This is a genomic window from Flavobacterium sp. Sr18 (assembly GCF_011064265.1).
Lineage (GTDB): Bacteria > Bacteroidota > Bacteroidia > Flavobacteriales > Flavobacteriaceae > Flavobacterium > Flavobacterium petrolei.
The window spans coordinates 3,554,368-3,567,589 of sequence record NZ_CP049329.1; the positions used below are offsets into that span (position 1 = coordinate 3,554,368).

Consider the following 13,222-nt stretch of genomic DNA (forward strand, 5'->3'; position numbering starts at 1 on the left):
AAATAAAAAAAAATGAAATATAAATCACAGAAAGTAGCCTACTGGTTTTTTGCATTGTGTATGCTTTTGTTCTCGCTGCAAATTGTCTACGGTTTTATCATGGGCTTTGACCGAATAGGAATTCAAGGATTACATGAAATTATTCCTTTTAACGTAGCACGAGCGGTGCATACTAACTTGTTAGTAGTATGGTTGTTAACCGGTTTTATGGGTGCGGCATATTACATTATTCCCGAAGAAGCGCAACGTGAGTTGATAAGCGTGAAATGGGCTTACGTTCAACTGATATCCTTAGCTATTGTTGGTGTTGTTACCATAATTGGTTTTCACTTCAACCATTGGGAAGGAAGAAAATTTCTTGAAATTCCGAGAGAGTTGGATTATTTAGTAGTCATAAATGTACTGTTGTTCTTATTTATAATTTTGGGTACGCTTTACAAAGGAAAACGCCAAACTACAACGGCTTTAGTACTGTCAATGGGATTATTTTTTGCAGCCCTGCTTTATATACCCGGAATGATTTGGTTTGACAGCCAGGTAATGGATTCATTTTTCCGTTGGTGGGTGGTTCACTTGTGGGTTGAAGGTGTTTGGGAATTAATTATGGGAGGTATCCTTTCGTTCTTATTGATCAAGTTAACTGGAGTGGATAGAGAAGTTATTGAAAAATGGTTGTATGTAATTGTTGGTCTAACCTTTCTTTCCGGAGTTTTAGGAACAGGACATCACTACTATTATATTGGAGTAAATAAAATTTGGTTAATCGTTGGTGGAATTTTCTCTGCCTTGGAACCTTTGGCTTTCTTAGCGATGGCATTATTTGCTGTAAACATGTACAGAAAAGGAAAAAAAAGTCATCCGAACAAAATTGCTTTATTTTGGACTATTGGTTCCGCAATTGTTTCTTTTGTTGGTGCAGGATTGCTTGGTTTTGCTCATACTTTACCACAAACAAACTTGTATACTCATGGAACTTTAGTAACAGCAATGCATGCTCATTATGCGTTCTGGGGTGCTTATGCAATGATAGTTCTAGCAATGATTAGTTATGCTTTACCCAATTTGACGGGACGTAAACGTTATGAAAGTGCACAAGGTATGATGGCTTTCTGGCTGTCTAATATTGGAATCTTGGGAATGACAGTAGCCTTTGGTGTTGCCGGAGTTGCACAAGTGTATATGGAACGAAAAATGAAAATGGATTTTATGGTTGTTCAAAGCGAAATCAGTATTCACTTTGTAGTGCTTCTTATTTGTGCTACGATGTTTACCATAGGAATTGGTTTATTTATTTTTGATTTTATCAAGTACGGCAGACCTACAGATGAAGCTCTTGAAATAGACAATCAAGGACTTAGAGTAGATGGGTATAAAATTGATGGTCATATAATTGAAAATCTAACAGGAACAAGTGAGAAAAAAGGGAAAACAGTGATTTAAAACTGAAACCTTTTTCGTGTAACGAAATACTTAAATAAAATTTCCAGAATGCTTTAACAACCGTTTTTTAGAATTGCATTTCCGAAAAAACAATAGTTATTGTGTTCTGGTTTTTTTTTATAAAATAAAAAAAAATGTTAGTAAATACACCCTATTATCACGCCGTAGGCAAAGAAAAAGAGGTCTTTGAACATGCCTATAAAAACAAAATACCTTTCCTGTTGAAAGGACCAACCGGAACCGGTAAATCCCGTTTTGTGGAATACATGGCACATCAATTGGATAAAAAAATCATCACTATTAGTTGTCACGAGGAAACTTCTTCAACAGATTTAATTGGCCGATTTATCATAAAAGGTGCCGAAACAGTTTGGTTGGATGGACCATTAACCACTGCCGTAAAAGAAGGAGCGATTATTTATTTGGATGAAATCGCCGAAGCGCGACCGGATGTTATTGTAGCCATTCACTCCCTGACGGATCACAGAAGAGAATTATTCATTGACAAATTAGGTGAAACCGTGAAAGCGCATGACGATTTTATGTTGGTTGCTTCCTTTAATCCCGGTTATCAAAGAGGTTTTAAAGAACTAAAACCATCAACCCGTCAGCGATTTATTGCCGTTTCTTTTGAATATCCGGAAACGAAAATTGAAACTGAAATTTTGGTAAAAGAAACGAATGTTGATCATGATGTAGCCAAAAAACTGGTAGCCATTGGAAACAAAATCAGAAATCTAACCGAATTGGGGTTGACAGAAACCGTTTCGACCCGACTTTTAGTGGATGCCGCCAAAATTATTCATTCAGGTCTTCCAAAACGATTGTCGGTTCATGTGGCTATTGTAGAACCGTTAACCGATGATTTACAAACGGTAGAAGCATTGAAAGATTTGTGTGATTTGATGATTTAAATCAGAAAAAAATGGGTTTCGAAATAGATGAATATATAGTTGGGAAGTTATTTAGACACTTAAAAAAAAGTAAAAGAATACATCCCGAAATTATTGCAAGAACTGTAACGCTTAATGATATAAAACCGCGATTGACTATTTTGGCTCGTGCTTTGACGGGTAAACCAATCGAAATTTTCCCTGCCGAAAGAGAAGGAGGATATAAAAACAATAATTTTTTCCTTCCCATTTACTTTGCGGTATTACCATCTAAGGAAGACAATCTTACTTTTTACCTTTTCAGAACGTTATACTTGAGTGTACAACAGCGACTGAATTTGAATTGGACTTTGGAAGAAAAAGATCAGCCTTTGGCACTTTCACAACAAAAAGCATTTGAAACATCGGAAAAAATTCTAGAAATTTTATTTGAAGAATTTTCTATCGATAAAAAATTTCATACCGAAACAAAACTGCATTATTTTCAAAAAGGAAATGAGAAAACAGAGGCTGATTTCTCGTGGTTGTACGGAAAATGGATGCAAAATGAAAAAGAATTAAAAGCTGATTCCGTACTCGAAAATTTCTCTGATAAAACTAAAGCAGGAAATGACAGTAAACCACTTACTACATTAAAATCAAAAGCAGTAGAGGAAGTGATCACTGTTGAATTAGATAAAAAACAACAAGAAGATTATGTCTTGCTTCACAATTTTGAAAAAGCGGAAACTGCCGAAGAATTCAATGGAACTTGGCGCGATTTTGACGGTTCTGATGAACTCGAAGAACACCACGAAGCTTTAGAAGAATTGAATATGAAATATACCGTTCGGGTAGATGATACGGCACATTCCGTTTATCAATCTGATTTTATTGAGAACACTTCCATCTCCGAAAGTGCCGAAATTGATGCCAAAGGATTCCATCTTACGTACAACGAATGGGATTTTAGTAAGCGTATTTACAAAGAAAATTTTTGTAAAGTGTATCCGAAATCACAACAGAAAACGGATCCTAATTACTATAAAAAGACCATTACAAAAAATGCTTCGACCTTGTTGGGTTTGCGTAAAATGCTGACCAATGTCAACAACAGAATGCAACAGCAAAAACGCCAGACACAAGGAGACGAATTCGATATTGACGCCATTACGGATTTGTATATCGATGTTCATTCTAAACGAACACCGTCAGAAAACATATACATTTCTAATCGGAAAAAAGAGAAGGATTTATCGATTTTAATCCTTTTGGATATCAGCCTTTCTAGTGATGGATATGCCGCTGGAAATCGTGTGATTGATGTGGAGAAAGAGGTTTCTATTCTTTTTGGAGAAATCTTAAACGAGTTCAATATCGATTTTTCCATTGACAGTTTTTACTCGAAAACGCGAAATTTTTCGACCTATTTAACGGTAAAGGATTTTGATGAAAACTGGAACATCGCCAAACATAAAATTGGAGCTATAGAACCGAATGGCTATACCAGAATTGGTGCTGCTTTGAGACATGCCGGCGCAAGACTGGATAAAAGAAACACTAAAAACAAATGGGTTATCCTGATTTCTGACGGAAAACCCAATGATTACGATAAATACGAAGGAAAGTACGGCATCAATGATGTGAAACAAGCACTTCGTGAACTCAATAACAGGAATATTAATTCCTATGCTTTGGCCATTGAAGCCCAGGCAAAATATTATCTGCCGCAAATGTTTGGGCAAAATCATTATCAAATTCTAACAACACCAGTCGAGCTATTGCGTTCTTTGGTGCAACTGTACGAAAAAATTAAACATCAAAAATAAATACTATAATGAACGATATTTCCAATACCACAACACTTCCCGAAGGACATCCAGTGCAGATTTACTTGCTGGAAAAAGACTTAATTAAAACTCTAATAGAAGAATTATCAGCTGTAAATGCTGAGGATGATTTACAGAAATATACTAATATATTCAATCAGCTTCACACTATTGAAAAACGCTTTGCACGAAAAGAAAATCAGCTTTTTCCATTTTTAGAAAAAAAAGGATGGAACGGTCCCTCGCAAGGAATGTGGTCCTTTCATGATAATTTAAGAGAGCAATTCCGTTTAATTCAATATTATCTTAAAATGAATAATCCAGAGAAAATTAATATCAATACTCCTTTCCTAGTCAATGGAATTGAAAGATTAATGCAGATGGAAGAAGCGGTTTTGTTTCCAAATGCCTTAGAACTCCTTACTGAAGCCGACTGGATTGAAATGCGCAAAGGCGAGGAAGAAATAGGCTGGATGCTGTCACAAGCTCCTGCTCCTTATCCAAAACAAGAATACATTCACCCAAGTGAAGATTTTACGAAAAGAGAAATGTCTTTTTCTCTCGAAAATACGTCACATTACGATGAAGGATATATGACGGTGGAGCAGGTGAATTTACTTTTTAAAACCCTGCCGTTAGATTTGACTTATGTGGATGAAAACGACAAAGTGATTTTCTATAATCGGGGAGAAGAACGTGTTTTTCCCAGAAGTGCCGGTATTATTGGTCGTGAAGTCAAGTTTTGTCATCCACCAAAAAGTGTGGGGACTGTGCTTAAAATCTTAGATGAATTTAGAAAAGGAACACAAAATGAATCTTCTTTCTGGATTAATTATAAAGAACGTCTGATTTACATCCGCTATTTTGCAGTCAGAGATGCTGATAAGAACTACAAAGGTGTCATTGAAATGTCTCAGGATATTACCGATATCAAGAAAATAGAAGGTGAAAAACGATTATTGGACTGGGAATAAATTATTTAAAGAAACATATTAAAATGAACACAAATAAAATCGATTACAAAAACATCTACTATCCTCCAGGAGGTATTTTGATGTGGATTATTATTTTTCTGGAACTTCTTACTTTCGGGATGGCACTTGTTGCATTTGTATATTATGGAAAGGAGCAACCTGAATTGTTTCATCAGTCACGGATGCAACTCAACAGCACTTTTGGAGCAATAAACACTATTTTTCTATTGACAAGTGGTTTTTTTATGGCCAATGCGGTTATGGAATTTAAGAGTAATAACCGTTATAAATCATCTCAGTATTTTAAGTTGACTATGATAGGCGGTTCATTATTTTTACTATTAAAAGGAGTTGAATATTATCATAAAATAGATTCGGGGATTACATTAGATACCAATATGTTTTTTACTTTTTATTGGATGTTAACCGGATTTCATCTGATTCATGTTATTATGGGAATGATCATTTTAATTTGGACCAATTATGGAATGATGAAAAAAAATTCAGATACGGGTATTGATGATGTTGAAGCTTGTGCTTCTTTCTGGCACATGTGTGATTTGATTTGGTTATTGCTGTTTCCCGTATTATACTTAATTTTTTAGAAAATGAAAAAGACACTTTTTATTACTTATGGTTTATTAATTGTATTGACGGCTTCAACGGCTTTTATTTCGAATACAATGTCCGTTTCCGGACTTGCAATTGTTTTAATTATGGGATTATCCGGATTGAAATTTCTCTTAGTTTCTTTCGAATTCATGGAACTTAAAAAAGCAAATTCTTTTTGGAAAGTGAGTGTGATTACGGTTTTAGCACTGATTGTTTTAGGTATAATTTTGTAGAAACAAGTCTTAAATAAAAGTTAAAAACATGACAAATGTCATAATAAAGGACATAAGTATCTTTTATTTTTACACTATAAATCACGATTAATTTAACACCTAAATTATTATGGAAATTACACTAAATTTCAACAAACAGAGCAGGGTAGTGGCCATTGCTTGTTTTGTAGCCCTTGGTCTGTTCTCTTGTTCTAAAAATGAGGAAAAAGACGCAAAATATTATGAGAGTATTAAGGTAGAAGGTCAAAAAACAGCAGAGCTGACTGCACCTCCTTTTGTTCCAAAACCAGTGGGCGATCGTGCAGCCACAAAATTAGTGGTAAATATGGAAATAAAAGAGCAAGAGGGCGAAATGGTAGATGGTGTTAAATATACCTATTGGACCTTCGGAGGATCAGTTCCTGGAAGTTTTATAAGAACAAGAGTTGGTGATGAGGTAGAATTTCATTTGAAAAATCACCCAGATAATAAAATGCCGCACAATATAGATTTACATGCGGTAACAGGACCTGGTGGAGGAGCCACTTCTTCATTAGTGGCACCGGGACATGAAAAAGTATTCAATTTCAAAACATTGAATCCAGGCTTGTATGTATATCATTGTGCTACAGCTCCTGTTGGGATGCACATTGCAAACGGTATGTATGGTTTGATTTTAGTGGAACCTGAAGGTGGTTTGCCTCCAGTTGACAAAGAATACTACATCATGCAAGGGGATTTTTATACAAAAGGAAATTATGGAGAACAAGGTTCTCAGCCATTTGATATGAATAAAGCCATCAAAGAGCAACCTGATTACGTAGTGTTTAATGGAAAAGTAGGAGCGCTAACAGGAGATAAATCGTTAATAGCCAAAAAAGGAGAAACAGTACGTATTTATATGGGTAACGGTGGACCAAACTTAGTGTCTTCGTTTCACGCAATTGGTGAAATATTCGATAAAGTTCACATCGAAGGTGGTGATATGATCAACACAAATGTTCAAACAACTTTGATACCTGCCGGTGGCGCTGCAATAGTTGAATTTAAAGTAGAAGTTCCCGGTACATTTATTCTGGTAGATCACTCCATTTTTAGAGCTTTCAATAAAGGAGCCTTAGGAATGCTAAAAGTAGAAGGTGAGGATAATAAAAACGTCTATTCCGGAACTACCCAAGAAGGAATTTATTTACCAGAAGGTGGTACTATTCAAAATATGCCTAAGGTGAAAGGCGCAACTAAAAGCGTTGCAGTGAAAACGGTAGCTGAACATGTAAAAGCAGGAAAAGAACTCTACGGCAGAACCTGTCTAGCCTGTCACCAATCTGAAGGGCAAGGAATTCCTAACGCATTCCCTCCATTAGCCAAATCAGATTTCTTAAACGCTAATCCTGAAAGAGCAATAAATGCGGTTTTACACGGATTAAGTGGAGAAGTTACAGTAAATGGTAAAAAATTCAATAACGTCATGACCAGTCAAAATTTGACTGACGATGAAGTTGCCAGTGTGTTGACTTATGTCTATGATAGTTGGGGAAATAATAAAACGGTTGTAACTCCGGCAATGGTAAAAACGTTGAGAGGAAAAGTGGTTCCAAAAGTAAAAGATATTCATGAATAAAAATGGGAATTAATTCAAATTGAAATAAGTATTTAACATTAATTATAATAAAATGAAAAAGTATATTTTATGTATCGGAATGATGGGATTGGCTTTACAAGGATACAGTCAAAGCGCTGAAAAAGGAAAAGCAATTTATGCAAAAACATGTATCGCTTGTCACCAAGCTGCCGGGCAAGGAATTCCGGGTGCTTTCCCTCCTTTAGCCAAATCAGATTACCTAAATAAAGATGTGAATCGCGCTATAAAAGGAGTCGTAAAAGGATTAGCTGGACCGATTACCGTAAATGGTAAGAAATACAGTGGCGCTATGCCCGCACAAGCATTAAGTGATCAACAGATAGCAGATGCAATGACGTATGTTTACGCTAGTTGGGGAAATAATAAAACCAAGGTTACACCAGCAATGGTAAAAGCCCAAAGAAAATAATTCGTACAACTTAAAAGAAAATAGTCATGTATAATATGAAAAGATTTTTGCCCATATTTTTGTTTCTTATTACTGCATCGTTATGGTCTCAAGTTGTTAAAATGGCTTCTATTGAAAGGGGGACTTTTGTTCCCCTTTATGGAGCTACAAGTAAAAAACCAGTACAAGTTGACGCTTTTAGTCTTGACATTTATCCGGTGACCAATGCCCAGTTTTTAGAATTCTTGAAGAAATATCCAGAAAACAGTCGCTCTAGAATGAAAGGTATTTTCGCTGATAAAAGTTACTTATCGCAATGGGAAAGTGATTTTAATTATGGCACTGCCAATTTAAGTACTGCTCCGGTAACTAATATTTCTTGGTTTACAGCCAAAAAATATTGTGAGTGCCAAGGAAAACGATTACCCACCATGGACGAATGGGAATATGTCGCCATGGCCGATGAGAAACGAATTGATGCACGTTCTAAAGAAAGTTTTAATAATTACATCTTGTCTTGGTATGAAAAACCAAAAACCTATGCGAATCCAGTAGGTCATACCTTCAGAAATTATTGGGGTGTTTATGATATGCATGGATTAGTTTGGGAATGGACAGCCGATTTTAATAGTGTTTTTCTTTCCGGGGAATCCAGAAAAGACAAGGATACGGACCGGAATCTATTTTGCGGAAGCGGTTCTGTAAATGCAACAGATTTAATGAATTATGCCGCTTTTATGCGTTATGCTTTTCGAGGAAGTCTTAAGGCACGATTTACTACTAAAAACCTCGGTTTTCGATGTGCGAAAGATAAAATGTAGCGCTCAAAATCAACCCAAATGACAATAGAAATGAAATCAAATAGTCACAACTCCAGCTTATCAGAACAAGCGAATTTTTCAAAGATAAAAACTAAAAAAAACAACTGTAAAACAGTCTTTTTAGGATTCCTTTTAGTTCTTTTATCACTTCAATCTTGTGTTAATAAATCAAAAGCAGAAACAATAGACAAACCTATTTCGGATTTATCCATTTATAATCTTCCTTCAAAATGGACGAATGAAGAAGGTGAAAATCTAGAAATGAAAGATTTGAAAGGAAAAGTGCTTGTTATGGTAATGATTTACACTTCTTGTAAGTCTGCTTGTCCAAGATTAGTGGCAGATATGCGTAATATCGAACAAAGATTGCCCAATAAAATTAAGGATAATGTGACATTGGTTTTAGTGAGTATCGATCCTGCTGTAGATACGCCCAAACGTTTGAAAGCATTTGCCATTGAAAATAAAATGGATGGTCCACAATGGGTTTTCTTGCGCTCAACAGAAGAAAATACAAGAGAATTTGCCGCAGTTTTGGCTGTGAATTATAAAAAAATAGCGCCAGTGGAATTCTCCCATTCCAATATCATAAGTGTATTTAATACTGACGGGGAATTAGCCTATCAACAGGAAGGTTTAGGTGTCAATTCAGACCAAACTATTCAAAAGATTACTGAGGAAGCTCAAAAAATAAATTAAACATGAAACTACTTAAATTAATTGGTTTGTCATTTTTAGGAATGGTAAGCATTGGGACTTATGCCCAAGAGTTGGATGCTAATTTGCAACTCAGACCTCGTTATGAATACCGAAACGGTTTTAAAAGCCTCATCTCAAATGATGATAAGGCAACTTCATTTGTTTCGCAACGTTCCCGATTAAATTTTAATTACAAGCAAGAAAAATTAAAAGCCAAATTGACTTTTCAGAACATTCGTACTTGGGGTGATGTGGCGACAACAGCTACAGCAGATAAAAACGGAATTGCTTTATTTGAAGCTTGGGCGCAGTATGATTTTGATGCCAAATGGAGTACGCGATTAGGTCGCCAAGTGATTTCGCATGACAATCAGCGTATTTTTGGAGAAATTGATTGGGCGCAGCAAGCACAAAGTCATGATGCGGCGGTGATAACGTTTCATCCTAAGAATCAACAATTAGATTTAGGATTTGCGTTGAATGCTAATGCAGAAAATGTATTGGAGCCAAAAACCGCCTACACGACGAACTACAAAAACTTGCAATATGCATGGTATCATACTCAGTTTAGCAAATTAAATTTAAGTTTACTGCTGTTAAACACTGGATATGAATTTGAAAAATCCATTGGAAATTTAGAAACAGATTACAAACAAACTTTTGGCACGTATCTTTCTTTTAAGGAAAAAAAATGGGATACTAATTTTGGGGCTTACGGACAAACTGGGAAAAGCGCCGATAAAAAGGTGAACGCCTGGTATGCAGGAGCGTTCGTTGGTTATTCAGTTACCAATACATTTAAAGTGGGATTAGGATATGAATATCTTTCGGGTAAAAACCAAAATGACAGCAGTTCCGATATAAAATCGTTTAACCCAATTTTTGGAACTAACCATGGTTTTAATGGTTTTATGGATTATTTCTATGTTGGAAATCATCAAAATAACGTGGGATTGCAGGATGCTTATTTAAAGTTAAATTATACATCTAATAAATGGCAGTTTACATTGATGCCACATATTTTTAATGCGCCAAATACTATTTTGGATGCATCCAATAATGAAATGGATAGTTATTTAGGAACAGAGTTTGATTTCACGGTAAATTATACCATTCAGAAAGATATTGTAGCTACCGCTGGATACTCTCAAATGTTTGGTTCTGGAACTTTAGAAAGATTAAAAAATGTCACTAATGCTGCTGATACTAACAATTGGGCATGGGTAATGGTTTCATTTAGTCCTAGATTGTTTAGTTTAAAATAAACAGAGGTCGTTTATTAGTTTTAGAAAGGTTGTGTTTTCTAGCACAGCCTTTTTTTTGTTTCGTACAAATAATATAAATTCTGAAATAATAGGGAAAATACAAGATGGAAAATCATTTTTGAATCGTATTTTTGAATTTAAATAAAACACAAAATATGGTTTCAGTTCAAGATGCTTTTTCGATACTTAAAAATAGTTTACCAGAATATAAAGAAGTACAATATACGTTGCTTCAGGCTCGAAATCACGTTTTGTCGCAGGCAATTAATTCACCCGTAAATATGCCACCATTCAGGCAATCAGCTATGGACGGTTTTGCACTTTGTTTGCACGATACTTTGGAATATGATATTATCGGGGAGATAAAGGCGGGAGACACACACCAAATGACTTTGCTTCCGGGACAAGCCATTAAGATATTCACGGGAGCTGCCGTTCCGGATTCGGCTCAGGCGGTAATCCAAATTGAGAAAACTTCGGTCAAAGAAGGAATAATGTATCTTCACGAACAACCAAAATCAGGTGTCAATGTAAGACCAATCGGAGAGCAAATTTCGGAAGGCGGTTTGGCTTTAGAAAAAGGAACCATGCTCAATGCTGCCGCTATTGGTTTTTTGGCAGGTCTTGGTTTCACTTCGGTAATGGTTTATAAAAAACCAAGTATTGGAATTGTCATTACGGGAAATGAATTGATAAAACCCGGCAACACCTTAGAATACGGAAAAGTATATGAAAGTAATGCCATCATGCTACAGTCTGCGTTAAACGACGCTTATTTTGATGCAATTACATTATATGAAGTGAATGATGATTTTGAAAACACAAAAAATAAATTGCACGATGCTTTATCTGATAATGATGTAGTTTTAGTTTCTGGCGGTATATCCGTTGGCGATTATGATTTTGTGGCCCGAGCTTTAAAAGAATTGGAAGTCGAAACACTTTTCTATAAAGTAAATCAAAAACCGGGTAAACCACTTTTTGCAGGTAAATTACAAGATAAAATAATTTTTGCCTTGCCTGGAAACCCTGCTGCTTGCTTGACCTGCTTTTATGTGTATGTGTTGCCAACGTTATCGATACTTTCCGGAAAAGCAATCCACTATAATCAGTCCAAAAAGATTTCTTTAGCTCATGATTATTCTGTAAGTAACACCCGCAGTCAATTTCTTAAAGCAAGTATTGTTAATGATGAAGCAACTGTTTTATCGCATCAAAATTCTTCTATGCTCAATACTTTTTCGGTGGCCAATGCTCTTTTGTATCTTTCTGAGGGTGAATACGAATTAGAAAAAGGAGCAAAAGTTGATATATATCATATTTAAGCTGCTGTTCTTTTCGTTATATTTGTAAAAGTATAACGCAAAGAAATTTCGTTTTGAAAATAAAGAGTAAAATTTGGATCGAAACTAACGATAGGATTCTTATCAGTGAAGGTCGGGTTCAATTGTTAAAACTAATTGAAGAAACGGGCTCTTTGAATAAGGCTGCCAAAGTTATGAACATATCTTATCAAAAAGCGTGGAAGCTTGTGGATGCCTCTAATAAAGCAGCTAAAAGCCCATTGATAGAAACGCAGGTAGGCGGAAACAAAGGCGGTGGTACAGTACTTACTCCTTACGGAAAATCACTTATAAACTCTTTTGAAGCAATCAATGCGGCCTGTTGGGAATTCCTGGACGAACAGCTCAAAAAACATTCATTATGACGGTAGCTGATTTATTAGAAATGCCTCTGCTGCTGCTTTTATTGCCAGTAGTAGCTTTCTTGTATGCCAGTGTTGGTCATGGCGGAGCGAGTGGTTATTTAGCCTTGATGAGCGCATTCGCTTTCCCTGTAGCGTTTATGAAACCAACTGCTTTAGTGCTTAATATTTTGGTTTCTGGAATTTCCTTTTATTTTTATTATCGTGAGAAAAAATTCAGATGGAATCTGTTTTATCCTTTTGCTATTACATCTATTCCCTTCTCGTTTTTTGGAGGATATATTACCGTTCCTACGTTTTATTATAAAGTAATCCTCGCGACAGTTTTGTTATTTGCAGTACTTAGATTAGTAGGATTTTTGGGTAAAGAAAAAAAGGAGATAAAGCCATTAAATTTATATACCGCCTTATTTGTAGGAGCAATAATAGGTTTTTTGTCTGGTTTGATAGGAATTGGAGGCGGAATAATTTTGAGTCCTGTAATCATTCTACTGGGCTGGGGAACCATAAAACAAACTGCTGCCGTTTCAGCATTATTTATATTAGTGAATTCCATTTCGGGAATTTCGGGTTTTCTGATAAAAGGAGGCATATTGCCTGAATCATCGTTTCCGTTAATCGGAATTGTTTTTGTGGGTGGATTTTTTGGTGCTTATTACGGAAGCAAGAAATTTAATTCTGTTATTTTAAAAAATATACTCGCGCTTGTTCTTGGAATAGCAATTTATAAATTATACGTGACAGCTTGAAGGTGCAAGAAAAT

Annotated in this window: 13 protein-coding genes and 1 pseudogene; all 14 read left to right on the plus strand. The window is 35.6% G+C overall.

The annotated features are described in order from the left end of the window. Positions 1-12: 12 nt before the first annotated feature. Complete coding sequence (locus tag G7A72_RS15580; protein ID WP_165153270.1) at positions 13-1,440, plus strand: cbb3-type cytochrome c oxidase subunit I; 1,428 nt, start codon at positions 13-15, stop codon at positions 1,438-1,440. 134 nt (positions 1,441-1,574) lie between these two features. Continuing rightward, entirely contained in the window at positions 1,575-2,354 is a 780-nt protein-coding gene (locus G7A72_RS15585; protein ID WP_165153272.1) for a CbbQ/NirQ/NorQ/GpvN family protein, read from the plus strand. 11 nt (positions 2,355-2,365) lie between these two features. Continuing rightward, positions 2,366-4,141 (plus strand): nitric oxide reductase activation protein NorD, encoded by a 1,776-nt coding sequence (locus tag G7A72_RS15590; protein WP_165153274.1) that lies wholly within the window; start codon positions 2,366-2,368, stop codon positions 4,139-4,141. Positions 4,142-4,149: 8 nt separating this feature from the next. Continuing rightward, positions 4,150-5,115: a DUF438 domain-containing protein gene (locus G7A72_RS15595; RefSeq protein WP_165153276.1), complete on the plus strand. Its 966-nt coding sequence runs from the start codon at positions 4,150-4,152 to the stop codon at positions 5,113-5,115. Between the two features lie 23 nt (positions 5,116-5,138). Next, positions 5,139-5,720 (plus strand): cytochrome c oxidase subunit 3, encoded by a 582-nt coding sequence (locus G7A72_RS15600; protein ID WP_165153278.1) that lies wholly within the window; start codon positions 5,139-5,141, stop codon positions 5,718-5,720. A 3-nt stretch (positions 5,721-5,723) separates the two neighbouring features. Continuing rightward, positions 5,724-5,960, plus strand: coding sequence for a cytochrome C oxidase subunit IV family protein (locus G7A72_RS15605; RefSeq protein ID WP_165153280.1), 237 nt, complete (start codon positions 5,724-5,726; stop codon positions 5,958-5,960). 109 nt (positions 5,961-6,069) lie between these two features. After that, entirely contained in the window at positions 6,070-7,560 is a 1,491-nt protein-coding gene (gene nirK, locus G7A72_RS15610; RefSeq protein ID WP_165153282.1) for a copper-containing nitrite reductase, read from the plus strand. A 124-nt stretch (positions 7,561-7,684) separates the two neighbouring features. Further along, positions 7,685-7,990 (plus strand): annotated as a pseudogene (locus G7A72_RS15615) (cytochrome c); the annotation flags it as partial. 101 nt (positions 7,991-8,091) lie between these two features. After that, the gene (locus G7A72_RS15620) at positions 8,092-8,790 is read left to right on the plus strand and encodes a formylglycine-generating enzyme family protein (protein ID WP_371807572.1); all 699 of its coding nucleotides are present in this window, start codon (positions 8,092-8,094) and stop codon (positions 8,788-8,790) included. An 18-nt stretch (positions 8,791-8,808) separates the two neighbouring features. Continuing rightward, positions 8,809-9,489: an SCO family protein gene (locus G7A72_RS15625; protein WP_241258529.1), complete on the plus strand. Its 681-nt coding sequence runs from the start codon at positions 8,809-8,811 to the stop codon at positions 9,487-9,489. Between the two features lie 2 nt (positions 9,490-9,491). Beyond that, positions 9,492-10,754, plus strand: a complete 1,263-nt coding sequence (locus tag G7A72_RS15630) for an alginate export family protein (protein WP_165153286.1) — start codon at positions 9,492-9,494, stop codon at positions 10,752-10,754. Positions 10,755-10,909: 155 nt separating this feature from the next. Continuing rightward, positions 10,910-12,079, plus strand: coding sequence for a gephyrin-like molybdotransferase Glp (gene glp / locus G7A72_RS15635; protein ID WP_165153288.1), 1,170 nt, complete (start codon positions 10,910-10,912; stop codon positions 12,077-12,079). A 53-nt stretch (positions 12,080-12,132) separates the two neighbouring features. After that, positions 12,133-12,462 (plus strand): winged helix-turn-helix domain-containing protein, encoded by a 330-nt coding sequence (locus G7A72_RS15640; RefSeq protein WP_241258530.1) that lies wholly within the window; start codon positions 12,133-12,135, stop codon positions 12,460-12,462. Next, the gene (locus G7A72_RS15645; protein WP_165153290.1) at positions 12,459-13,208 is read left to right on the plus strand and encodes a sulfite exporter TauE/SafE family protein; all 750 of its coding nucleotides are present in this window, start codon (positions 12,459-12,461) and stop codon (positions 13,206-13,208) included. Before G7A72_RS15640 ends, G7A72_RS15645 begins: the two co-directional genes overlap by 4 nt. The last annotated feature ends 14 nt before the right edge of the window (positions 13,209-13,222 follow it).